General features: G+C 39.2%; 19 protein-coding genes and 3 tRNA genes. 11 read left to right on the plus strand and 11 right to left on the minus strand.

Features of this window, described 5'->3' with window-relative positions; translation table 11 throughout:
- Positions 1 to 37 precede the first annotated feature (37 nt).
- From miaA to tsaE, 4 genes are read right to left on the minus strand one after another with little or no spacing between them, the layout of a single operon-like run.
- A complete protein-coding gene (gene miaA / locus AACV01_RS01620) occupies positions 38 to 979 on the minus strand; it encodes a tRNA (adenosine(37)-N6)-dimethylallyltransferase MiaA (RefSeq protein WP_004246293.1) in 942 nt (313 codons plus the stop codon).
- On the minus strand, positions 948 to 2,957 hold the full coding sequence (gene mutL, locus AACV01_RS01625) for a DNA mismatch repair endonuclease MutL (protein WP_004253034.1): 2,010 nt from the start codon (positions 2,955 to 2,957) through the stop codon (positions 948 to 950). The genes miaA and mutL overlap by 32 nt, the downstream gene beginning before the upstream one ends.
- 21 nt (positions 2,958 to 2,978) lie before the next feature.
- On the minus strand, positions 2,979 to 4,295 hold the full coding sequence (locus AACV01_RS01630; RefSeq protein WP_004253037.1) for an N-acetylmuramoyl-L-alanine amidase: 1,317 nt from the start codon (positions 4,293 to 4,295) through the stop codon (positions 2,979 to 2,981).
- 13 nt (positions 4,296 to 4,308) lie between these two features.
- A complete protein-coding gene (tsaE, locus tag AACV01_RS01635; RefSeq protein ID WP_004249636.1) occupies positions 4,309 to 4,776 on the minus strand; it encodes a tRNA (adenosine(37)-N6)-threonylcarbamoyltransferase complex ATPase subunit type 1 TsaE in 468 nt (155 codons plus the stop codon).
- A 221-nt stretch (positions 4,777 to 4,997) separates the two neighbouring features.
- On the opposite strand from tsaE, the gene queG reads away from it, so the two are divergent.
- The 3 genes from queG (at position 4,998) to AACV01_RS01650 (ending at position 7,701) form a co-directional block, all read left to right on the plus strand.
- Entirely contained in the window at positions 4,998 to 6,152 is a 1,155-nt protein-coding gene (gene queG / locus AACV01_RS01640) for a tRNA epoxyqueuosine(34) reductase QueG (RefSeq protein ID WP_004246297.1), read from the plus strand.
- Positions 6,153 to 7,099: 947 nt separating this feature from the next.
- Positions 7,100 to 7,369, plus strand: coding sequence for a type II toxin-antitoxin system Phd/YefM family antitoxin (locus AACV01_RS01645; protein ID WP_004246304.1), 270 nt, complete (start codon positions 7,100 to 7,102; stop codon positions 7,367 to 7,369).
- 5 nt (positions 7,370 to 7,374) lie between these two features.
- Positions 7,375 to 7,701, plus strand: coding sequence for a type II toxin-antitoxin system RelE/ParE family toxin (locus AACV01_RS01650; RefSeq protein WP_150452890.1), 327 nt, complete (start codon positions 7,375 to 7,377; stop codon positions 7,699 to 7,701).
- 132 nt (positions 7,702 to 7,833) lie between these two features.
- Here the strand turns inward: AACV01_RS01650 and AACV01_RS01655 are convergent.
- The 4 genes from AACV01_RS01655 to orn form a co-directional block, all read right to left on the minus strand.
- A tRNA-Gly gene (locus AACV01_RS01655) sits at positions 7,834 to 7,909 on the minus strand.
- 40 nt (positions 7,910 to 7,949) lie between these two features.
- Positions 7,950 to 8,025, minus strand: a tRNA-Gly gene (locus AACV01_RS01660).
- 32 nt (positions 8,026 to 8,057) lie between these two features.
- Positions 8,058 to 8,133: transfer RNA gene (locus AACV01_RS01665), tRNA-Gly, on the minus strand.
- Positions 8,134 to 8,300: 167 nt separating this feature from the next.
- A complete protein-coding gene (gene orn, locus AACV01_RS01670) occupies positions 8,301 to 8,846 on the minus strand; it encodes an oligoribonuclease (RefSeq protein ID WP_150452889.1) in 546 nt (181 codons plus the stop codon).
- A 115-nt stretch (positions 8,847 to 8,961) separates the two neighbouring features.
- Here orn and rsgA point away from each other — a divergent pair, with 115 nt between their 5' ends.
- The 8 genes from rsgA (at position 8,962) to AACV01_RS01710 (ending at position 21,562) form a co-directional block, all read left to right on the plus strand.
- On the plus strand, positions 8,962 to 10,020 hold the full coding sequence (gene rsgA, locus AACV01_RS01675; RefSeq protein WP_004246308.1) for a small ribosomal subunit biogenesis GTPase RsgA: 1,059 nt from the start codon (positions 8,962 to 8,964) through the stop codon (positions 10,018 to 10,020).
- A gap of 88 nt (positions 10,021 to 10,108) precedes the next feature.
- Positions 10,109 to 11,020: an archaetidylserine decarboxylase gene (gene asd / locus AACV01_RS01680; protein ID WP_004246309.1), complete on the plus strand. Its 912-nt coding sequence runs from the start codon at positions 10,109 to 10,111 to the stop codon at positions 11,018 to 11,020.
- A 22-nt stretch (positions 11,021 to 11,042) separates the two neighbouring features.
- The gene (mscM, locus tag AACV01_RS01685) at positions 11,043 to 14,378 is read left to right on the plus strand and encodes a miniconductance mechanosensitive channel MscM (RefSeq protein ID WP_041701521.1); all 3,336 of its coding nucleotides are present in this window, start codon (positions 11,043 to 11,045) and stop codon (positions 14,376 to 14,378) included.
- 1,296 nt (positions 14,379 to 15,674) lie between these two features.
- Positions 15,675 to 16,538 carry a LysR family transcriptional regulator gene (locus AACV01_RS01690; RefSeq protein ID WP_063108944.1) on the plus strand — a complete coding sequence of 288 codons (864 nt, stop codon included), beginning with the start codon at positions 15,675 to 15,677 and terminating at the stop codon, positions 16,536 to 16,538.
- A 211-nt stretch (positions 16,539 to 16,749) separates the two neighbouring features.
- Entirely contained in the window at positions 16,750 to 17,271 is a 522-nt protein-coding gene (locus AACV01_RS01695) for a fimbrial protein (protein ID WP_004246312.1), read from the plus strand.
- A gap of 64 nt (positions 17,272 to 17,335) precedes the next feature.
- On the plus strand, positions 17,336 to 17,995 hold the full coding sequence (locus tag AACV01_RS01700) for a fimbrial biogenesis chaperone (protein ID WP_004246313.1): 660 nt from the start codon (positions 17,336 to 17,338) through the stop codon (positions 17,993 to 17,995).
- A gap of 12 nt (positions 17,996 to 18,007) precedes the next feature.
- Positions 18,008 to 20,533, plus strand: a complete 2,526-nt coding sequence (locus AACV01_RS01705) for a fimbria/pilus outer membrane usher protein (RefSeq protein WP_161682333.1) — start codon at positions 18,008 to 18,010, stop codon at positions 20,531 to 20,533.
- Between the two features lie 9 nt (positions 20,534 to 20,542).
- Positions 20,543 to 21,562, plus strand: coding sequence for a fimbrial protein (locus AACV01_RS01710; protein ID WP_046334229.1), 1,020 nt, complete (start codon positions 20,543 to 20,545; stop codon positions 21,560 to 21,562).
- Positions 21,563 to 21,711: 149 nt separating this feature from the next.
- Here AACV01_RS01710 and yigL read toward each other — a convergent pair whose 3' ends face one another.
- From yigL to recQ, 3 genes are read right to left on the minus strand one after another with little or no spacing between them, the layout of a single operon-like run.
- The gene (yigL, locus tag AACV01_RS01715; RefSeq protein WP_149127282.1) at positions 21,712 to 22,512 is read right to left on the minus strand and encodes a sugar/pyridoxal phosphate phosphatase YigL; all 801 of its coding nucleotides are present in this window, start codon (positions 22,510 to 22,512) and stop codon (positions 21,712 to 21,714) included.
- Positions 22,513 to 22,524: 12 nt separating this feature from the next.
- Complete coding sequence (pldB, locus tag AACV01_RS01720) at positions 22,525 to 23,529, minus strand: lysophospholipase L2 (protein ID WP_046335064.1); 1,005 nt, start codon at positions 23,527 to 23,529, stop codon at positions 22,525 to 22,527.
- Between the two features lie 20 nt (positions 23,530 to 23,549).
- A complete protein-coding gene (gene recQ, locus AACV01_RS01725) occupies positions 23,550 to 25,379 on the minus strand; it encodes an ATP-dependent DNA helicase RecQ (RefSeq protein WP_004246318.1) in 1,830 nt (609 codons plus the stop codon).
- Between the last annotated feature and the right edge of the window lie 78 nt (positions 25,380 to 25,457).

Consider the following 25,457-nt stretch of genomic DNA (forward strand, 5'->3'; position numbering starts at 1 on the left):
CACTTTAGCAACTATCAATTTTACACAAACCTACCATCTATGCACTAACTACCTGCAAAACAGTGTTAAGAGACTGTTCAAAATCTTCACTATCTAACCAATGAACATCATGCCAACCTCTTAACCAAGTGATTTGTCGCTTCGCTAATTGCCGGGTAGCGCAGATCCCTCGATAAACCATCTCATCATAGTCGATTTCGCCGGATAAATATGACCACATCTGGCGATAGCCGACACAACGTATAGAAGGTAAATCTTCATGCAGATCGCCCCGTTGGTATAATGATTTTACTTCATCTTCAAAGCCACACGTTAACATCTGTTTAAAACGTGCTTCAATGCGTTGATGAAGTACATTTCTATCTTTCGGAGCAATCGCAAACTGATAAACATCATAAGGCAATGCTTCGCCTGATATTTGAGTTAATTCTGTCATCGATTTACCTGAAATCAGGTAAACTTCCAGTGCACGAGAAAGGCGTTGAGGATCATTAGGATGGATCCGTTTGGCCGCAACGGGATCGACGGATGCTAGCTCTTGATGAATTGCCTCCCACCCTTGTTCGGCTGCTTTTTTTTCGATTTCAGCACGAATTTCTGGATTAGCACTGGGTAAAGGCGATAAGCCTTCTAATAACGCTTTAAAATATAGCATAGTCCCGCCCACTAATAGTGGAATTCGTCCTGCAGCCGTAATTTCTTCCATTGCTTTTAACGCATCTTTACGAAAGTCTGCGGCAGAATAAGGTAATGCGGGATCTAGAATATCAATTAAACGATGTGGTGCAAGCGACTGCTCTGTCTCATCCGGTTTCGCAGTACCAATATCCATACCACGATAAATAAGAGCAGAATCAACACTAATAAGATCAACGGGCAGTTTTTGTCTTAGCGCAATGGCTAATGCGGTTTTACCAGAGGCTGTTGGCCCCATCAGAAAGATTGCTTTAGGTTTTATTTGCGTTTTTACTTCGCTCATTATTCAGTGCCGCTACCACAGGTTGTAATTCTATTAATTGTAATAAGTTTTTGGACGGCTGTCTGACATATTGTGGACATAATCGTTCAATATCAGCCAATAATCCTACTGCCTGAGCCTGTGACCAAACACCCGACTCATGACTTAACTGTTTTGCTAACCAATGCCCAATTTGTTGTTTAGAGCATAATTTTTCTGTTGCCAAATAAGCTAATAGCTTTGTCAGTAATACAGGTAAATTTTGCTGTCGCAACGGCAACGAGACCGCATGGATCGTCGCTTTACCATGAGAGATGTCAATAACAATCCCAAAATCACTGATTAACGCCTGAAACTGCTTAAATGTATTAATTTCATCTTTACTGAGTGTGACTTTTAAAGGCACTAGCAAAGGTTGGGGTTTCAAATTTTCATTTTCTGGCAATAACTGGGCACATTTTAACAGAAAATCAGCTTCTTCCAATGCTAACAGCCCTAGACCTTGCGAAGATTCAATTAACGCATATTTCTGCTGATAAATCGCCAATACCCGGCCAAAAGTATAATCTGTTTGCGCTGCGCTGGCATTAACAGAACGAGGCACCACTGAAATTACATTTGTTTCATTGTTATTAGTTGTATGACCAACATCAACCAAATTCAATGGGGGACGAGGGGGAAATAGAGGTATTTTTTCTTTATTTTCAACATCGCTCGCACTTTCTTGCATCATTTTTTGATAAAGCATGCCTTGCGTACGTTGATAACTCTCACCAAACTGACGTGTATCTAGCGTTTTTTGGGGACTCTTTTGCGTATCTGTTAACCCTTTTCCTGCACTTCCTTGGTAAGCTCCCGTGCTCTTTTTTTGCGTAGATGAGGTTACTGGTGCTTGATAAGGCTGCGAAAAAACATTTTCTCCCGCAACTTGGCGATTTTCAGGAAATGTTGTGGCAGTTAAAGCCCCATTATCCTCTTCATCTAAAGATAACGTATCTTCTGTAACCTGCCTTAACACACTCAAGACAGCTTGATAGATAAAATCGTGTACTAAGCGCGATTCGTGAAAACGCACTTCATGTTTGGCAGGATGTACATTGACATCCACTTGATGAGGGTCGACGGTTAAATAAAGCACATAAGAAGGTTGCTGCTCACCTTGCAAATAACCTTCATATGCTTGACGAATAGCATGGTTAATCAATCTATCGCGCATCATGCGCCCATTGACATAACAGTACTGTATTTCACTGCTTTGCACTGGAGCTAAAGGATGCTCTACCCAGCCTTTTATTGCCAGATCACCATGCTCCCACGTCAGTTGCATTGCTTGATCAACAAAATGATTACCACAGATAGCACTTAAACGACGATGATGCTGATGAGTTTCTTTCGCAGCGCGATATTGACGCACCCGCTTACCGTTGTGGGTTAAATTAATTGACACATCAAAGCGGGATAAGGCTATACGACGTACTACTTCATCTATATGACCAAACTCTGTTTTTTCGGTACGTAAAAATTTACGTCTTGCAGGAGTGTTATAAAAAAGATCGAGCACTTCAACTGTGCTCCCCACCGGATGTGCTGCTGGCTTGACTGCCACTGTCATATCACGCCCTTCGGCGTAGGCTTGCCAAGCCTCCTCCTGAGATGCGGTACGAGATGTTAAGGTTAAACGTGATACAGAGCTGATACTGGCTAAGGCTTCACCACGAAACCCCATGCTCATAATGGCTTCAAGATCATCCAGTGTCGATATTTTGCTTGTTGCATGGCGAGCAAGTGCTAACTTCAAATCATCACGAGAAATGCCGCATCCATTATCGCGGATACGAATTAGCTTAGCGCCACCTTTATCGATATCGATATCAATTGTTGTCGCACCCGCATCTAAGCTGTTTTCAAGTAACTCTTTAACAACAGAAGCGGGTCTTTCAACGACTTCCCCTGCTGCAATCTGATTTGCTAACTGAGGAGGTAATAAATTAATCGCCATTACCTTATCCCACGTTTATCTTTATTTTGGCCCATTCTGTAAGGGATGAGCGAGAAAGTAATTTTTTAATCCGGCATAGATTGAAGCGGCTAATTTCTCTTGGTAAGCATCTGAAATCAGCAATTGTTCCTCAGCGGCATGACTAATAAAACCTGTTTCGACCAAAATAGACGGAATATCAGGTGAACGTAAAACCCCTAAGCTGGCGTGCTCTGGTGTTTTTTTATGTAATGATCCTACTTTTCTAAGTTCAGATAACACCGCTACCGCAACGTCATAGCCTACACGCTGTGAATTACCAAATTGTAAATCTAATACTGCTTGGCTTAAATAGGGATCAACCCCTTCTGCGAGTGCATCACCAGCGCCACCGAGAAGCTCTGATTGTTTTTCGCTTTGTTCAAGCCATTTACCTAATTCACTATTCGCGCGACGATTTGACAATACCCAAACAGATGCCCCGCGCGCACTACGATTAGGTGCAGAGTCGGCATGAATAGACACTAACATATTGGCACCTTGCTTACGGGCCACTTCAGAGCGTCCAGCAACAGAAATAAAATAGTCGCCATTGCGGGTTAAAACGGGTTTGAACATAGGATCATTACGCAAAATCGCTTCTAATTTTTTTGCCACTCTTAAGGTAACATCTTTTTCACGATTACCTTTTTGCCCAATAGCGCCGGGATCTTGACCACCATGCCCTGCGTCAATCGCAATAATTATTTGCCGATCGCTCGACGCGGGCTTATTCGAGGTTGTGCGAGGCTTTACTGGTACTACAGGTGCAACGGGTTGCTTAGGTGTACTCACTAAAGGCGCCATCTGTTGATTAGCCACCGTATTTGTGGCTTTGTTTGCTGATAACGCCACTACACTGACCGTCGTTGATGTATTGTTATTTTGTCGAGCATTAATAGGTTTGATAGTAAGTACTAACTTATATTCACCATTGCTATTTAACAAGCGCTCCGTCACCACCACTGGTTTGGCAAGCTCTACCACCATACTTTGATATTGGCTATCTTTTGATTGTGTCGTGCGAATTTTCTGTGCTAATTGCTGACGATTTAATGTCACAGGTAAACCCGTTATTTGGCTACCTTGCTTAAAATCCATCACTAACCTATCTGGATTTTTCAGTGAGTAATATCTATAGCTTGGTTTCCCACCACTAAACGAAAATGTAAGTGTTGTAGCCACATCCCCATTTTCGGCCTTCACTTCTGTTACCGTAGCGGCTTGTGCTATTTGCACCACAAAAAGTGACAGAACAACCAACAAAAAGGTGGCAATATAACGCTGACATTGGCTCACAATAGTGATGAGACTCGACATAATCAATATTCCTTTATGCAGACTGAATACGGGATAAAACAGCATTCCCTCTCTGTGAAAGGGCAATAAAATGGGCTTTACGACCTTCATTTTCATAGCTTAAATGAAGCTCTAAATCCGCATTAGGTATAAACCCTTCCCCTTGAGAAGGCCATTCAATGAGACACAGTGGATCTTGTGCAAAATAGTCACGTATCCCCATAAATTCTAACTCTTCCGCTGAAGCTAAGCGATAAAGATCGAAATGATAGACTGGGCGTGGTGTCAGCATATAAGGCTCTACCAAGGTATATGTTGGACTTTTAACATGACCTTGATGACCTAAAGCTTGTAAAAATCCGCGGCTAAAGGTGGTTTTCCCGGCCCCTAGATCACCAAATAAATAAATAATAAGCCCTTGGTTATTTGTCGCCATTGCGACTGAATGCCCTAGTTTTACTGTTGCAGCTTCATCTTCTAATGTAACAACCCATTCTTTCATATTCATACAATCTATTGTTAGGTAATAACGACTTAGTTAATAGCATGTTAGAGCACATGCAAACAGACCATTTTTATATTCACTTAAAGTAAATTATTATCAGAATCAATTTCAAATAACCATACCATAAATCTATTTCTTACGAGGATTTTTCCTATCGTTGCACTATGATACACTGCGCACTCTTAGGACTCACCTATTAGCTATTATTTCGGTTGCTCATGTCATCACTCGATCTTCATCACCTTGCTCAAAATATAAAACGTTGGGGAACTGAATTAGGATTCCAACAAACAGGAATTTGCGATACTGATTTATCGCTCGAAGAGCCTCGTTTACAAGCTTGGTTAGATAAACAGTATCATGGTGAAATGGCATGGATGGCTAAATATGGCATGACTCGAGCAAGACCCCATGAATTGGTGCCGGGCACATTGCGTGTGATCAGCGTCAGAATGAACTATTTACCAACAGATGCCGCTTTTGCTCGTACCCTTAATAATCCAGAGCAAGGCTATATTAGCCGTTATGCATTGGGTAGAGATTATCACAAAGTATTAAGACAACGCCTTAAAAAATTAGGTGAAAAAATTACGCAATATTGCCAACAGTTTGAATATCAAGGTATTGTTAATTTTCGTCCTTTTGTTGATTCAGCGCCGATAATGGAACGACCATTGGCCGTGAAAGCTGGCCTTGGGTGGGTTGGTAAACACTCACTTGTTATCAATAATCAGGCTGGCTCTTGGTTTTTTCTCGGTGAATTATTAATTAATTTACCTTTGCCTATTGATTCTCCCGTTGAAGAGCAATGCGGTAAATGTGTAGCTTGCATGACCACTTGCCCAACAGGCGCCATCGTAGAGCCTTACACCATTGATGCTCGTCGCTGTATTTCTTACCTAACGATTGAACTTGAAGGCGCTATTCCTGAAGAATTTCGCCCTTTGATGGGCAATCGTATCTATGGTTGTGATGATTGCCAATTAATTTGCCCATGGAATCGTTTTTCTTCGCTCACAGAGGAAGATGATTTTTCTCCGCGCCGTGCCTTACATACACCAGAATTGCTGGATCTATTCCAATGGAGTGAAGAAAAATTTCTGCGTATTACAGAAGGTTCACCGATCCGACGAATTGGCTATTTACGTTGGCTAAGAAATATTAGTGTTGCGTTAGGCAATGCCCCTTATCAGGACAAAATTGTACTGGCCTTGCAAGAGCGCTTTGGTTTAGGGGAGGTTTTAGATGAACATTTGCACTGGGCTATCGCCCAACAGAAAGCCAAAAGAGAAGAAAAAACACTAAAAATACAGACTTCACAACAAAAACGTCTAGTAAGGGCAATAACTAAGGGCCTACCTCGTGATGCTTAGTTTTTAACATGATACGCATACTCATAAGATGAGATAATTTCACCTGTGAATAAAATAAAAACTCTTTGTCTATCAATATGAAGAAAAAATTCAAGCGAAGTGTGGCACAAATTAAAAAAAATAAAAATAAACTTACTTATCAATTGGATAGATAAAAGCAATATTTAACTCACTAGCATAATATGCTAATGACTCAATGATAGCAGCCTGTGGATAACTCTGTGCAGTAAAAAAATAAATTAGTGCTAGATGCAAGGATTATGAGCATCTTATTGTGGATAATTTATTTCGATAAGAATATTAAGATAAGTGGAACTCGGGCTCTTTTTTCCAAAGAAAAGTCATAAAAATACTTTTCTTCATAAAAAATACTCTTCAAAGTATATTTAACAGAATAAAAACCTAAACAACAAAAATTGATCTGAGGTTTAGCTCCCCCCTAAACGAGGAAAGGCGCACATTCTAGTGCTGGCTAAATAGAAATGCAAGCAAAGATCAAAGATAGATCACAAAAAAATAGCTTGATCTTTCTTGCTGTTATCGATTTCCCTTTTTCTGCACTGCAATGGGTCACTCGCTTTAAGTGTATTAGCTACAATCGCTGATCTGCACCTACCACAGTGTAGACTCATTTTTAAAAAGTGAGAGAGAAAATAAAGATTTTTTGGTTATATTTTATACAAGTATTGCTATTTCCTGTCCATAGTTATGCCCTTGTGACTTTTAGAATGCAATAGCTTTATTTGGGTGTTATTAAACAAAATAACGCTTTGTATTGTTGCTTATGCGTGACTGCTCCCCGCCCTGTTGAAGTGACCTCATAGAGTTGGACTGTTCATTAAGCGGTTTTCGCTAAAGGTTTTCTATATTGCATTTTAGCTTTTATCTCTTCACACTCAGATTAGACTTTTTTTAGACTTAATTTAGTCTTATTGATTGAGGTAGATATGCGTTACTCAGAACAAATCAAACCAATTAGTTATTTAAAAGCTAATGTCGCCGAAGTGATGACTAAACTCACTGAATCTGGTGCACCGATGATTATTACTCAAAATGGCGAAGCAAAAGCGGTTATTCAGGATATTACCTCTTATGAAGAGACACAGGAAACATTAGCCTTACTTAAAATATTGGCGTTAGGTCAGCAACAAGTTGAAGCCGGTGAAGTAAAAGATATAAAAAGCGTTGTTCAGCGTTTAAAAAGTAAAAGGAAATAATCGTAATGGCGTCCTATAAAGTGGTAATGACGAAAGATGCCGAAACAGACTTAGAGAACATCTATAACTATATTGCCGACCACGACAGCATAGATAATGCAGATTATGTATTAGATGAGCTGCTTAAGGTCACTAATACACAGGCTAACTTTCCTATGAAAGGCAGTATTCCAAAGGAATTACAAAGTTTAGGTATTCGTGAATATCGGCAAATCTTTTTTAAACCTTATCGTGTCATCTATCACACAATAGCAAAACAAGTGGTTATCTTTATTATTGCGGATGGCAGACGAGACATGCAAGCCCTGCTTACTCGGCGACTTTTAGGGTAAAAATATCTTACTGTATATTCTTATCATAGAGAGACAGGCCGACTTCTAAAAACAGCTTAGCTAATGCTATTACGACAAACGCTTTGATTTATAAGAATTTACTGAGTTTATTGAAGTCTTTGGAAGAAGATTTGGAGCGGGAAACGAGACTCGAACTCGCGACCCCAACCTTGGCAAGGTTGTGCTCTACCAACTGAGCTATTCCCGCATTTGGTAAGTTTTGTGCTGATAATTATCGAAGAAATATTTGGAGCGGGAAACGAGACTCGAACTCGCGACCCCAACCTTGGCAAGGTTGTGCTCTACCAACTGAGCTATTCCCGCGTCGCTAATACTGATAACTATCGAAGAAAGATTGGAGCGGGAAACGAGACTCGAACTCGCGACCCCAACCTTGGCAAGGTTGTGCTCTACCAACTGAGCTATTCCCGCGTCTTTCTTACACCCGTACAAACGAAATTCTTCATCGGTACGGGAAGCGCATTATACGAGAAAAATGCTTAACCGCAAGCCCTTATCAGTAAAAAAATGCGTTTTTTTGATTGCATGACGATAAAATCGTCACAATGATGCAATATCAGCCATCAATCCGCTAATTTCTACTCTTTAATAAAGGTTTGGCGATAATAGGCTAATTCAGCAATAGATTCTCGAATATCATCCAACGCTTGATGAGTATTTTTTTTCTTAAATCCTTCAAGGATTTCAGGTTTCCAGCGACGAGCTAACTCTTTTAGTGTACTGACATCGAGATAACGATAATGAAAATATTTTTCTAATTCAGGCATATAGCGAAATAGAAAACGTCTATCTTGCCCCACACTATTACCACAGATCGGTGATGCACCCTGTGGCACCCATTTTTCAAGGAATTCGATAGTGGCTTGTTGTGCAGCTGCATCATCATACTGACTCTCTTTAACCCGCTGAACTAAACCACTTGCCGTATGTGTTGTAGTATTCCATTCATCCATCGAGACGAGTAATTTATCCGATTGATGTACGGCAATAACGGGACCTTCAGCTAAAATATTAAGTTGGGGATCGGTGACGATAGTGGCAATTTCAATAATACGATCGCGTTCAGGATCAAGGCCGGTCATTTCCAGATCTATCCAGATAAGATTGTTCTCGCTTTTTGACATAATATATCCTAGCTGTTTCTTAGAGTGAGACATGATATTTTAACCTTTATCATAGCGCGTTTACTCAATAAGCACGACAAAAGAACATCTAACCGAATAACACAAGTGAGGATCGGTGACAAAACGTAAATTATCTAAAGGCCAGCAACGCCGAGTACAAGAAAATCATAAAAAGCGTTTGCAAAGCAAAGAGAAAAAAAATCACGTTGAATTAGACGATACACAATTAGGCGAAGCGACCGAAGGCCTCGTTATCAGTCGCTTTGGGCAACATGCAGATATTGAAGCTGCAGATGGCTCTATTACCCGTTGTAATATTCGCCGTACTATTTCATCCCTAGTCACAGGCGATAGAGTGGTGTGGCGCCCTGCATTACAAACCCAAGAAAATGTGCGCGTCAATGGCATTGTAGAAGCTGTTCATGAGCGTACTTCTGTACTCACTCGCCCAGATTATTATGATGGTATTAAGCCTATTGCCGCTAATATTGATCAAATTATTATTGTTTCAGCCATTTTACCTGAGCTTTCACTTAATATTATCGACCGCTACTTAGTGGCTTGTGAAACCTTAAATATCGAACCCCTTATTGTATTGAATAAAGTCGATATGTTAGATGCAGAAAGCCGAGCGATGGTAAGTGAGTGGATGCAAATTTATAAAGATATTGGTTATCGAGTGCTTGAAGTCTCAAGCTATACCAAAGAGGGATTAGAAGCATTAACTCAAGCATTAATTGGCCGCATCTCTATTTTTGCTGGCCAGTCAGGTGTGGGTAAATCGAGCCTTCTCAATACTCTCTTACCACCAATGGAAGAAAGTATTCTGGTCAATCAAGTCTCTGACAACTCAGGGCTTGGACAACATACCACCACCGCATCGCGCCTTTACCATTTCCCTCTAGGAGGCGATGTTATTGATTCACCGGGGGTACGTGAATTTGGTTTGTGGCATTTAACACCTGAGCAAGTGACCAAAGGTTTTATTGAGTTTCGACCTTTCTTAGGAGGCTGTAAATTCCGTGATTGTAAGCATAATGACGATCCGGGTTGCTTGATCACCGAAGCCGTAGATAAAGGTGAAATCGCACCAACCCGATTTGAAAACTATCATCGTATTTTAGAAAGTATGAGTCAGGTGAAAGTGCGTAAAAATATTAATTTAGACTCTTAAGCATAGATTCACTGACAACCCTATTAAGGGTGGGTACAATAGACCCCTTTTGTCGATTTTTTATCGTTCGATCCCAGAGGTTGCCATTTTGGACAAGCTAAAAATTAAACTACAGTATCTATTGCCTAAATTATGGCTAACACAGCTAGCTGGTTGGTTTGCCAATAAAAAAGCAGGTAGCGTTACTCAATTTGCTATCAAAATGTTTGCTCGCGCATATAAAGTTGATATGAATGAAGCGAAAGAGAGCCAATTTCAGGCTTATGCAACATTTAATGAGTTTTTTATTCGTGCATTAAAAGATGGCGCTCGCCCTATTGTTGAAGGAGATAACCAACTGGCTCTCCCCGCAGATGGCGCTGTCAGTCAGCTTGGTCAGATCCAAGACGATCAAATTTTACAAGCCAAAGGGCACTCTTACACCCTTGAAGCGTTGCTAGCAGGTAATTTTACCTTGGCCGACCAGTTCCGCCATGGACAATTTATTACAACCTATCTTTCACCACGGGATTACCACCGTGTTCATATGCCTTGCGATGGGTTATTAAAAGAGATGATTTATGTCCCCGGCGATCTCTTTTCTGTTAATCCTTTAACTGCGGCAAATGTTCCTAACTTATTTGCTCGTAATGAACGTATTATTTGCCTTTTTGACACCCAATTTGGTCCCATGATACAAATTCTTGTTGGAGCGACCATTGTAGGGAGTATTGAAACGGTCTGGTGTGGCATGGTAACACCACCACGTGAAGGTATTATTAAACGTTGGACTTATCCTCAAGCGGATAAAGTTGGCGCTATATTTCTGAAAAAAGGTGAAGAGATGGGACGCTTTAAATTAGGCTCGACCGTTATTAACCTCTTCCCTGAAAATAGTGTTCAATTAAATAAAGATCTGATGAACGGCTCTGTAACATTAATGGGAGAACTACTAGGCTCTATCATTAATGCCACAGGCACTGATCATAAGGCCTGCGATAATAATACCATTAATGAATAATTCGTAATTCGGAGTAAACCTTGTGCGCCTGATAATCAGTCTACTTTTTAGCTTTTTTCTGACTATCTCATTCAATACTTCGGTGTTTGCTGCGGATGTTGATAAATTACGTCAAGATATCAAACAACTTGAAGGCAGTACTAATCCTCAAGATATTGAAACTGTTCAGGCGCTACAAGGCACCATCAATTGGATAAATGATGGTGAAAAAGCTCAAGTTAATGCGGATAATTATCAAAAGACTATTGATGAATATCCGCAGATCACTCAAGAGTTAAGGGCTAAATTACTCGAAGAGAGTCACTCAGTTCCAACAATTCCAGAAAAAATTACTATTCCTGAGCTTGAGCAAAAAATCATTCAAGTGAGTAGCCAACTGATGGAACAAGCTCGGCTACAACAACAAGAGCAAGATAAAAGCCGTGAAATCAGCGAATCACTCAATTTACTCCCTCAGCAACTTTCAGAAGCTCGTCGTTTACTAAGTGATGCAACGGCGCGTTTAGCGGCAATAGGGGCATCAAACACCCCACTAGCAGAAGCACAAAATAAATTAACCCAAGCTGAAGTCACAGCACGAAAAGCGATGGTTAATGAGCTGGAAATGGCGCAACTTTCTGCTAATAATCGTCAAGAAATTACTCGACTGCGCTTGGAGCTATTTAAAAAACGTTATCAACGACTTGATGTACAACTGCAACAATTGCGTAGTTTACTGAATATTAAGCGCCAAGAAGTGGCAGATCTCGCTTTAGAAAAGACAGAAATGCTCGCCGAGCAAGGGGGCGAACTCCCCGAGTTTCTGACTAAGCAAATCGAGACTAACCGTCAACTTTCTCAGATCCTCAATAAACAGACGCAAGAAATGAGTGAGTTAACCGAAAAACAGCGTCTAACAACACAACAAACCCAACAAGTAAGACAGACACTCACAACCATTCGAGAGCAAGCCCAATGGTTAAGTGGCTCTACGGCATTAGGTGAAGCATTAAGAACACAATTGGCTCGCTTACCTGAAATGCCCCGCTCTCAAGAGCTGGATAGAGATATCGTTCAGTTACGTGTTGAGCGATTAGGCTATGAAGAGATGCTAGAAAACCTAGGCAAAATCCAGCCTCCTGAAACTGCCGATGGCTCAAAGCTACCAGAAGCTCAGCAATATATTTTTGACTCTCTCATTCAAGCGCGCCAAGAGTTACTCAATTCTCTTTTATCCGGTTATGACTCCCAAATCTTAGAGTTAACCAAACTCAAAGTAGCCACAACACAACTTGCGGATGCCTTAAAAGAGACAAAAGATGCCACAAACCGCTATATGTTCTGGGTGGCCGATATCAGCCCAATAAAACTCAATTATCCGGTTTTATTAATTAAAGATATTACTCGCCTACTCTCATTAGATACTTTCTCACAATTAGGGCATGCTGCGGTTAACATGCTCAAAAACCAAGATACCTTTATCTATCTACTGGTCACCCTATCTATTGTCGGTTTTAGTCTTCGTACCCGTAAGCATTACAATGCGTTTCTTGAAAGAGTCAGTAATCGCATTGGTAAAGTCACTCAAGATCATTTCTCATTAACGGTGCGTACCGTATTTTGGTCAATATTAATCGCCTTACCACTACCGCTATTATGGTCTGCCGTAGGATATGGTTTACAAAGTGTCGAATGGCGTTATCCCATGGCGGGAGCGATTGGTTATGGTGTAACTGCCGCAGCCCCCGTGCTATGGCTATTTATGATAAGTGCTACCTTTGCTCGCCCTAATGGGTTATTTATCGCGCAATTTAAATGGAAAGAGAGTCGTGTGAAAAAAGCGATGCGCTTTTATCAACTGTCGATTTTCGTCATTGTGCCGTTAATGATGTCGCTTATCACCTTTGAATACTATAGTGACAGAGAATTTGCGCCAACAGTTGGACGTTTTTGCTTTTTATTATTGTGCATTGCTTTAAGTTTTATTACCTCAAGCCTAAAAAAGGCACATGTGCCGCTTTACTTAGATAAACATGGCTCTGGTGATAATGTGATAAATACCATTTTATGGTGGTTCTTGCTTGTTGCCCCTGTTCTTGCAGCCCTCGCGGCTATCTTAGGCTATCTCTCAACCTCCATTGTATTACTGGGTCGCTTAGAGATGTCTGTGGCGATTTGGTTTGCCTTGCTGATTATTTATCATATTATTCAACGATGGATGCTGATCCAACGTCGTAAGCTTGCCTTTGAACGAGCCAAACAAAAACGGGCAGAAATTTTAGCTCAACGAGCTAAAGGGGAAGATGAGAATACCATTGTTGGTAGCAGTGGTGAGAGTACCGCTAACTTAGAGTTGGAAGATCAAGCCATTGACCTTGATGCGATTAGTGCACAATCTATTGGTCTAGTACGTTCTATTCTGACCATGATTGCACTCGTGTCTATGATTTTACTCTGGTCAGAGCTCAATACAGCCTTCTCTTTTGTCGATAATATCCGACTATGGGATGTGACTTCCTCTGTTAATGGCGTCAATACTATCCAGCCCATTACCATGGGGTCTATCTTAGTCGCTATATTAGTGATTATTATCACGGCACAATTGGTAAGAAACCTGCCAGCACTGCTTGAACTGGCAATTTTACAACACTTAGATCTAACACCTGGTACAGGTTACGCCATTACCACTTTAACTAAATACAGCATCACCCTAATAGGCAGTATTGTTGGTTTCTCATTATTAGGTATTGAGTGGTCAAAACTACAATGGTTAATTGCGGCTATGGGGGTAGGTCTTGGTTTTGGCTTACAAGAAATTTTTGCCAACATTATCTCAGGGTTAATGATCTTGTTTGAAAAGCCAATTCGTATTGGTGATACCGTTACTATCCGTAACTTGACTGGGAATATTTCTAAAATCAATACGCGAGCCACCACGCTCACCGATTGGGATAGAAAAGAGATCATTGTGCCTAATAAAGCATTTATTACAGAGCAATTTATTAACTGGTCATTATCAGACTCTATTACACGTATCGTGATGACCATCCCTGCGCCAGCTGATTGCAATAGTGAACAAGTGACCAATGTTTTATTAGAAGCCTCTAAACGCTCTACCATGATTTTAGACAACCCTGCTCCTGAGGTTTACTTGGTTGACCTACAACAAGGGATCCAAATCTTCGAGTTACGTGTTTATGCCGCAGAAATGGGACATAGAATGCCAGCCAGACATGAGATCCATCAAAATATTCTGCTAGCCTTTGCAGAGCATGGCATTCCATTACCGTTCCCGCCGTTCCAAGCACGGGTAGATATGGTGGGTAATACCATTAGTACTTCAATGCGTGCAGCACCGAGAGAAGTAGGCGGATTGTAGTCAATTACATCTATTACTTTGAATAAAAATGCCACTAATTTAAATGAAAAAACCAAAATAGTGGCATTTTTGCTTCTTGTTACCACTCTTCTTACCACTGTTATGCGCCTAGCATTCAATGCAAACAACCTGTTCTAGATAGCTATTGGTATGACAAATTTAGCGCTACAATAGGCATTTCCTCAGTTTTGACGTATCACTACTAATAACTTTTTCCATTTTTTTGTTTAATGAAACTGATGATTAGTAACATAACGAAACTATTTTATCGATATATAATTATATAATATTAGAATATGAACATCAGAAAATGTTACTTAGTTTTCTATTTACTTATAGAGATCTCTTTTATTACCAAAGATCCTTCTTACTAAGTAAAGAATTAAGAAATAATAGCGACCATCTTAGTTGCTTACTGTTTTCTCTTATTTTAATTTTTATCAATTTTTGCAATATAAAAAGCCATCTTTGTTCTGTATTCTTCAAAAATTTGTGCAAACACGCCTATCTTTTTTTATTGCTAAAGATCACAAAAATACGTTTTTATACTTAAATTTACTCAATAAATGAGTATTAAAATACTATTTTCGATATTTTATTTTACTTATTTTTATCATATTTAATTTTTGTTTAACTTAAGTCAAATAATTTTAGTTTATTTTTTAACCTATCATTATCCTCTCCTTTTCCTTGCTGCATCAGCGTGACGTAGCAAAAATCATTCAAATTGCTATATGAAACACCAACAAGCAGTCTAAAAAAGATGAGTTTATTAATTTATTATATACGCAGTTTTGTTTTCTCTTCACACGAGGTGAACACTAACTTGGCCAATTTCTTTTTTATCTTTATTTTTAAATATAATAGATAAACATATTTATTAAAAAAATAAGTAATTAAGAAATTAATTAATATTTATATTTAATAAAAACAAAATAAAAAAAATAAAATGAAAAAAGAAAAGTAAAAAACACAAATAAAAAATATAAAACATCAATTAACAATTTATATTAAAAAAATACTAAAACTTAAGTGGACTATTAATGAAAATAAAAACAATAGTTATAAAAATTACATATAAAAAAATAAAAATTTAAGTGTTATATTCAAAGATAACAATAAAAAATAACTATAAATATTCTTCTCTAATTAAAAAGTAGCATTACAACTTATAATGTTAATATTTTTTTAACTCACAAAAAAAATGCGTATTATTACCTATTAACAATGCTAAGATATATTGCTAGCTTCGTTTAAAATGCATTATTAATAAACAATAATAAGAAGGACTCCATTATGGAAAAATCCCGCACAACATTAGACCAATGGATCACCTTACAAGCTGTTGTTGATTACGGTGGCTTTGCTCAAGCCGCTGATGTGTTACATAGGACTCAATCATCAATTAGCTATACTATCAATAAGTTAGAACAAACCTTGGGTATAGAAATACTTTCTTTAGAAAAAAGACGCGCAGTATTAACTACTGAGGGAGAACTATTGCTAACACTTTCTCGAGAAGTGACAGAAAAAGCATTATCTCTAGAAAAAAAAGCAAAAAACATCAAATTTAACAATAAGTTAAAAATTAACGTACTAATTGACCCAATGTATGTCGCTGATCTTTTTTTAAATAAAATCTCACAATTTATTAAGCAGAATAAACAGTATGATATTAATATTTATAGGAATTCTCTCAGCAAATCAGAAATTTTAGCGCAAAAAGAATATGATTTAATTGTGTCACCTTATTATATTAAATCACTGCAACCTATTGTTTTAGAAAGCATTACAACTACCTTAGTATCACATCCAGATAGCCCATTACAGAAACTACAAGATGAGGAATTATTGCAGGAATTACAAAAACATAGCTGTATTTCTCTTTCTCCTGATTCACCCGATACTGATAATCAAGCCCAAGTCATTCAAGTTGGCTCGGTAGAGACAGCAATTAGCTTAATTCAGCATGGTTTAGGTTATGCACGTCTCCCCCTTATTTTTATTCAAGATGAATTGAATAAAAAAACAATAAAACAATTAATAACGCATAAAAAAGAGAAGGAATATAAATTCTATTTATATTTGAATAAAAATTCATTTATTAATGAAAACTTGCAAAGTTTATTATCAACAATTAGCTATTCAACAAATATCTAAAAATTTTTAATAAAAAATCATTTTAATTAAATTACGACATATTAAATAATTTGATGTAAGAACAAAAAAACTCATGTAAATGTTTATTAACTTAAAAAATTAGCAGTGTTATATTTTATCGGCATACTGTCTATGCAAATAAATTTATACACATATATACTTATAAATAGATTAAAAAGTAAGTTCACTTACTTTTTATATAGGACCGATCATGAGCAAATTAAATAAATCACTCTGTGCATTAGGAGTGACTCTTTCTATATTCTCAGCACCTGCTGCTTTAGCATCAGGCACAATTAACTTTACGGGAGAAATAACCGATCAAGCATGTACTGTTGATGGCTCTTCTAAAAACTTAACCGTCGACTTAGGCAAAGTTTCTTCTAAAAGCTTAGCAACCAAAGGGGAAGTTGCTGGCCTGAAAGATTTTACCATTAAATTAATCGACTGCCCTGTTGATACCACGGTAGCCGTACGTTTTGGCGGTACTCGTGATGCAAGCGACAGAGATATCTTAGCTATAGATCAAGTTTCTGGTGGCGCAACTAACGTAGGTATCGCGTTATTTGAGAAAGATGCTGTTTCCCAAATCAAACTGTATGACGATTCACAAGATGTACAGATCACAGGTACGGAAATTAACCTAGACTACGTTGCTCGTTATAAAGCAACTGATGCGGCAACACCAGGCCCTGCCAATGGCTCTGCTGTATATAGCATCCAATATAAATAATAAATGATAAATATGAGGGTAATCACCATTACCCTCTCACCTCTCCTCAAACTTATGGCCACTTATGAAAAAGAATATTTCCCTAATATTATTTTTACTATTTTCCCTCATAACGGCTAGCCAAGCTGCTGGAATAAGTGTGGGAGGAACACGTTTTGTCTATGACGATAATCTACGTGAAATCAGTATTCCAATTATGAATACAGATAAGGAAAAACCCTATTTAATTCAAAGTTGGGTTTCAGCTTATCAAGGTGATGAAAAAACACCTTTTATTGCAACACCTCCACTATTTCGTATTGAGCCAGATAGTTCAGGCACGGCGCGAATTTCATATACCGGAGCACCTTTGGCGTCAAACCAAGAAGTGGTTTATTGGCTCAATATCAAATCCATTCCACCGATGGAAAAAAGTCCAGAGAATCAACTCCAATTAGTGATTAATTCTCAATTTAAATTGTTTCTCCGTGCCCATGATATTGAACCGCTTGATTTTGATAAGGTGAAATTATCTAAACAAAATAAAGGGTTAGTAATAAATAACGATACGCCGTATCACCTGACAATTAAACATATCTTAGTGGGTGATAAACGCTACCCATTTAATGATTTTGTTAATCCTCACCAAGAAGTGGTCTTGCTAAAAGAAAATCATATTCCGCAGAAAGTTACCGTTCAATTTATCAATGATTACGGTGCGACTGTAGATAAAGTATTAAATTAAGAGTATACGGCGATGACTTTTTCTATGATAGCAGTATCTACAAAACGATTACCCATCAACATGGCAGATAATCTTTATCGTCGTGGAGTGTTAGCTATTGCTATCACGACTGTTTTATTCCCTTATACTGTTCTTGCTGAAGATATTTTTAATCCTGAAGCACTTAATTTAGGTATCGAAAATCACGTTGCAGATATTAACAGCCTGAATTACCTGTCCTATGCAGGAGGACAACTTCCTGGTGTCTATTCTGTCGATATTTATCTTAATGATAAACTTATCGATAATCGTCAAATTCGTTTTATTTTTGATGACGATAAAAAAGTGCTGGCGCCTGAAATCAGTAAACAGGATTTACTCAATTGGGGAGTCAAAGGATCCGTTACAGACGCGTTTAGCCAACAATCTGATAGTAGTAAAATAACGGATATTGCTCGTGTTATTCCTAATGCTACATATAAATATGATTTTTCACGTGCACGATTATCATTTTCGATCCCACAAATTGCATTATATAACTATGGGCAAGGTTATATATCTCCCACAGAATGGAATGATGGGATTAATGCAGCCTTTATTAATTACACCTATCGTCAGAATAAATATTGGTATAGAGACCAAAAAGACAGTGACAATATCTTTTTAGGATTGCGCAGTGGTATTAATCTAGGCGCTTGGCGTGTACGTAATCACAGCACTTACAACAAAAATAGTGATAACGCCGCAGAATGGAACAGTCTACAAACTTACGTTGAACGCGATATCCGCCGTTTAAAAAGTCGATTAACACTAGGTGAAACCGCATCAAGTAATGATGTGTTAGAAAGTGTTCCTTATCGTGGTATTAAATTAGCCTCAGATGAAAGCATGTTGCCACAAAGTCAGCGTGGCTTTGCTCCTGTTGTGAGAGGAATTGCACAAAGCAACGCAATGGTGACTATCCGCCAAAATAATAGTGTTATTTATCAAACCTCTGTTCCCCCCGGTGAATTTGAAATATCAGATCTCTATCCCACCTCTTATAGTGGTGATTTACAAGTGACTGTTGAAGAAGCTGATGGGAGCAAACGTACATTTTCCCAACCCTTCTCTGCAGTCCCCATGATGCAACGAGCTGGGAACTTAAAATATAGTCTCGACTTGGGGAAATATAATGTTGATAGCGCAGAGCGAAAACCGACCTTTTTACAAGCTTCTGCCATTTACGGCTTACCTTATAATTTTTCCCTTTATGGAGGTACGCTACTTTCAGCAGATTATCAAGCTTATGCGATAGGTGCCGGCGTAAATATGGGGTATTTAGGGGCGATTTCAGCCGATATAACTCATGCAAATACCACGCTTATCGATAACCATAAAGCACAAGGGCAATCTTATCGTGTCCAGTATTCAAAATATTTACCGGATACCAAAACAGGATTTTCATTAGCGTCTTATCGCTACTCAACTAAAGATTATTATGATTTTTCAACCACGAATGAACGCTTTTCACAGCTTTATCGTAAGAAAAAACAGTTTCAGATCTCAGTATCGCAAGCATTAGGAGAGCTTGGTTACCTCTCTTTAAATGGTTATCAGCAATACTATTGGTATCAAGATAGAGTCGATCGCAATATCAACCTAAGCTTTAACTCTAATTATCGCTCACTCAGTTATAGTATTTCTTATGCCTATAATAAACGGCAAGAAAGTGAATTAACCGATCAAATTTTATCGATTAACTTTAACCTGCCGTTCAATATGACCAGCAATAACAATTGGTTAAGTTATCGTTATAACACCAGTAAACAAGGTGATTCGATAAGTTCTGTGAGTTTAAGTGGTACTCGTCTCGAAGATAACAATCTTCAGTATGATATTTCGCAAAACTATAACCATACTCGCCAAGAATATAGCGGTGCTATCAATGGTAGTTATAGTGCTTCAGGTGGCGAAATCAGTGCTGGTTATAACTATGATAAACGTTTCCAGTCAGTGAATTGGGGAGCAACTGGCGCGTTATTAATCCATCAAGATGGAATAACCCCATCCCGCACTATCTATGACTCCGCTATTTTAATCAAAGCGGAAGATATTGATCATTTGAAAATTAGCAGTGCACAAAGTTTATATACCAATGCTCAAGGTTATGCCGTTATCCCTAACGTTTCCCGTTATGAACGCAATAGAGTAACGGTTGATCCCGCTTCCTTAAAGGGAAACAACGATGTGGAACTCACTTCAACAACAGTGATCCCAACAAAAGGCGCGATTGTTTTAGCCGATTTTAAAGCTCGCAAGGGTGCAAGAGTATTAGTGAACCTCTCTTATAACGGTAAACCTTTACCATTTGGTAGCCAAGTTGAAATTAGCCAAGATGGACAAGTGATTTCCAGTGGGATTGTGGCTAATGATGGTGAGGTTTTCCTAAATGGTGTACCTGCAAGTAGTCAACTACAAGCCAAATGGGGGAATAGTGCTACCGAACAGTGCCAAGCAACATTAAACGCCGATCTATCGCTCGAGAAAATTCAATTTTTACAACTGGACTGCAGATAGGTGATAAATATGAATAAATATATAACTTTGGGTTGTCTGTCTGCACTTTTGTATACATCAACCGCTTTTGCTGAATATCGTGCCGATACAACCACTAGAACGGTGAGTTATAACAATCCAATTTATGTTTCAAGAACCGCGCCTATTTTAACAGAGCTGGCAACGATTGACTTAGGCACTATGTATGGCTGGACTTGGTGGAATATCACAGGCCCAGTACAAGCGGGGATCTACTTGCCCGGCTATATTTCAGCTTCCAGCCCTAAAGTAGGCAGTGCCTATGTGCGTGAATTAGGGACTAGTGGTATCGGTTATACCCTACACGGGACTATTACTGTCGGTTGCACCGGTTCCGCTTATGTCGATGGACTATATAATGTTGATGGCAACTACAGTAATCGCCTTATTTGCACAAGTAACTTAAACCGTAGTAGTTATACCGCTTCTTTAAAAATGACGTTATATAAACTGCGTAACAATATCAAATCACAAACCATTCCAAGCACATGGGTTGCTATGCTGATTTTGTATCACAATGGAGGATTTATCACCAGTGACAATACTGGCCGTACTGAACCAAAGGTTTACCTTAATCCCCTTAATATTGTTTCCAGTGGCTGTGAAGTTATCAATAATAATATTAATGTTCCTTTAGGCTCTGTGGCAAAATCGAGCTTTAATGGTGTTGGCTCTGTTAGCCCTGATAGTCTACAAGATGTGAATATCGATTTAGATTGTGATCCCGTTTCACCCATTAAGATAAAATTCGATGGCACCCCAGATGCTAGCCAAACCGCCGGCACGATTAGCCTTAATAATGCCAGTGATAGCAATACAGCCAAAGGCTATGGCATTCAGGTGAAATACCAAAACCAACCCATTGAGTTAGGAAAATTGATAACGGTGAGCGAAAAGAATAACAGTGGTAATTTTTCTATTCCTTTAGAAGCGGGTTACATACAAACTTCTGAGACTACCACCGCAGGCAAAGCTGATGGAACACTGCAATTTACCCTGCAATATCATTAAGTAAATTGCGCTCTTAAACTAAAAGGCGGAAGTATATCCGCCTTTTAATTTATCAGCAGGAACCCGCCGAGGCGATTCAGACATCAGTCTGAACGCAGTAGGGATCCACGTCCTTTAGGGCGTGGAGGATTTCAACCCATTGGTTGTGATTAAACCTGATACAACTTACGTAAATAGTGTGCAACAGCATCATCAACATTTGAGCCAATCACTTCCATATCCGGTAATAGATCTTTTAGTAGCTGGTGGGCATTTTGCATAATGCAGCCCTTACCCGCCATCTGTAGCATCTCTTTATCATTCATACCATCACCAAATGCAATGGCATCTTTTACTGAATGTTGCATCAACTTAGCGACTTTTTGTAGTGCCTCTCCTTTTGATACCCCACCCGCCATAATCTCTAGACAATTACGTAATGAAAAACTTGCGTTGATTTTATTGCCCCAGCGTTGATTAATTTTCTTTTCTAACTCAACTAACAATTCATGATCTTCTGAGGTAAAAAAGACTTTGCACACCTGTGTTGTTGGGAAGCCCGTTTGTTCAAATAGACGATAATTAAATACCGATTCTTTAAAAAATTCTTTTAATTCAGGGGTTTCTTTATTGATATACCAATCATCACTGCTATAAATATTCGTTGCGATATCTGGGTGATCAAACACCATTAGGGCTAAGTCATAAACGATTTCAGGTTCAAGATCTTGACTGAAAATCAAGGTACCTTGGGTATTGTGTACTCGAGCCCCATTTGAAGTGATCATATACGCGTCAATACCAAGCCCATCACGAATTTGTGCCACATCGATATGATGACGTCCTGTGGCAAATACAAAATGGATCCCTTTTTCAATAAGCAGATGTAACGTTTCTTTAGTATAGGGAGTTAATAAGTGGTTAGGTGATAACAAGGTGCCATCAAGATCAGAAGCAACTATCGAATACATACACATTCCTGATTAAAATAAATGCTTATCATAAAACTCACAGATTTCAATTAATGCTTGTGAGCGTAGCTTATCTATTTCGAACAAGATTTCATGGTGCGCACCTTCAATCACAAGTGGCAATTTTTGCTTTTCTTCTCTTGTTCTGGACTGACTATAACCATCACAGAAAGCCCTTACTCCCCGATTATCCACCACTTTATCTAGCTCAGCTTCAAGTACTAGCAAAGGGGTGTTAATCTCTTTTGCATGTTCAATCAGCCAATCCCCCGTTTCTAGGCTCTCTTTCATCCAATGATAGGTCGGCCCACCTAAACGTAATTGAGGGAAATCGGCATAGTAACGTAAGTATCGACGATACCTTTCATGGCTATGAGTCAATACATTCAAGATAAATGGCAAAGGAAACCATTTGCCCGTTGATACCGCGTAATTATTTCGTTCTGGAAGACTTTGTTCTGCACGGTTAACTAAAAAATTAGCCACCCAGCGTGGTATCGGTAAATTAATCCCAAACATCGGCGCACACAGTGCGGCGGCTTGGAAAGTATCTGGTTTACGTAATAGGTAGCTGGCTAAAATAGCGCCTCCCATCGAATGGGCTAACGCAAAATAGTGCTGATAGTGATAAGGCAAAACGATAGTATCAATAAATTTCGATAAATCATCGACATAATCACTGAATTTTTCTACGTGCCCTTTTTGCGGATCATCTAATAAGCGCCCTGATAATCCCTGCCCCCGATGATCGAGAAGAAAAATATCATAGCCAAGGTGATAAAAATCGAAGGCCACTTCAGGATATTTCACATAACTTTCACTACGACCAGAGCAGATCACCAACGCTTTTTTGTGTGATGAAGAGCGCCAATGAACATAGCGAATGCTCACGCCATCGACTCCGGTAAATTCGCCTTCCTGTCGTTGGTTCCAAAAGTCCAATAAGATACCATTCGTAAAAGCAGAGAATTGCTTTTCACGAGATAACCACATGTGCTGAAAAAGTGTGGTTGTCATTCGGCTCCTCCTCGTTGGCGCTATTCGAACCCCTCAATATGATCACGGATAAGTGTCATAAATGCTGGCCCAAATCGTTCTAGTTTTCGTTGTCCTACCCCATTGATCAACAACAATTCATCAGGGCAGACAGGGCATTGTTCCGCCATTTCAATCAGTGTGACATCATTAAATACCACAAAGGGTGGAATATTTTCTTCATCAGCAATAGATTTACGTAATTTGCGTAGTTTCGCAAATAATTTCCTATCGTACTGTCGATGACTATTTTTTGTTTGCTGATAACGGCTTTTTGTTGGGCTTAATAGTCGTGGTACTGCCAAGGGTAATGACACCTCACCACGCAATATCGGTCGAGCTATCTCAGTCAATTGTAATGCAGAACGATGAACGATATTTTGCGCAACCATACCTAAATGGATCAATTGGCGGATCACACTCATCCAATATTCATGGCTATGGGCTTTACCAATACCATAAACTGGCAATTTATCATGACCATTATCGCGAATGCGTTGATTATTGGCACCGCGTAAAATTTCAACAATATAACCAATGCCAAAACGTTGTCCGGTACGATAGATGCAAGATAACGCTTTTTGTGCATCCACTAACCCATCATATTGTTTAGGTGGATCAAGGCAAATATCGCAGTTACCACAAGCTTGTTGGCGGTGTTCACCAAAGTAATTAAGTAACACTAAACGTCGACAAGTTTGTGCTTCGGCAAAAGCCCCCATGGCATTTAATTTATGGGATTCAATCGCTTTTTGTTCACTTTCTGGCTTCTCATCTAAACAACGACGTAGCCAAGCCATATCCGCGGGATCATAAAACAGCACCGCTTGTGCAGGTAAACCATCGCGTCCTGCGCGTCCCGTTTCTTGATAGTAAGATTCAATATTACGCGGAATATCAAAATGAACCACAAAACGTACATTGGGTTTATTAATTCCCATGCCGAAAGCGACCGTTGCGACCACAATCTGCAAATCATCGCGTTGAAAAGCATCTTGCACTTTTGCTCGTGTGGCAATATCCATACCCGCATGATAAGCGGCGATACTTAATCCTCGCTTACCTAGTCGTTCAGCGGTCTCTTCTACTTTGCTGCGACTATTACAATAGATAATGCCTGATTTTCCTTTCTGCCCACGAATAAACAGCCAAAGTTGATCGAGCGGTTTATATTTTTCAACTAAAGTATAGCGAATATTCGGTCGGTCAAAACTGCTAATATGAACTAAAGGTGTGCGCAACGCGAGCTGATTAATAATGTCATGACGTGTTGTATTATCAGCTGTCGCCGTTAACGCAATAATAGGGACATCAGGAAGATACTGTCTTAATAAGCCAATTCCTCGGTATTCAGGGCGAAAATCATGACCCCATTGAGAAATACAGTGTGCTTCATCCACCGCTAATAAAGCAGGCTGCCATTGCACTAAATGGTGAAGAAAACTCTCCATCATTAGGCGTTCAGGTGCAATATATAACAGTTTTATTTCACCCCGTTGACAACGCATTTGTACTTGCAGTTGTTCATCTCGGCTTTGAGTTGAGTTAAGAAATGCCGCGTCAATACCGTGTAAGCAGAGTTGATCAACTTGATCTTTCATTAGGGAAATCAACGGAGAAACAACTACGGTTAAGCCATCAAGCAAAAGCGCAGGTATTTGATAGCAAAGCGATTTTCCCCCTCCCGTCGGCATGACGACTAAACAGTCGCGCCCGGTGATAATGGTATCAATAATCTCTTGCTGGCCTGGTCGAAATTGCTGATAACCAAAGGTTTCGCGCAAAATAACCTGAGCTGATGGCATTGAATTAAGAACTTCTGCTGTGGACACGCCATTCCTCTGAAAAGCTGGTAAGAACGATAATGAGGAGTAAAAGAAAAGGCACCAGTATAAAGGTGCCATCACCAC

The organism is Proteus sp. G2609 (assembly GCF_963896135.1).
GTDB lineage: Bacteria > Pseudomonadota > Gammaproteobacteria > Enterobacterales > Enterobacteriaceae > Proteus > Proteus mirabilis.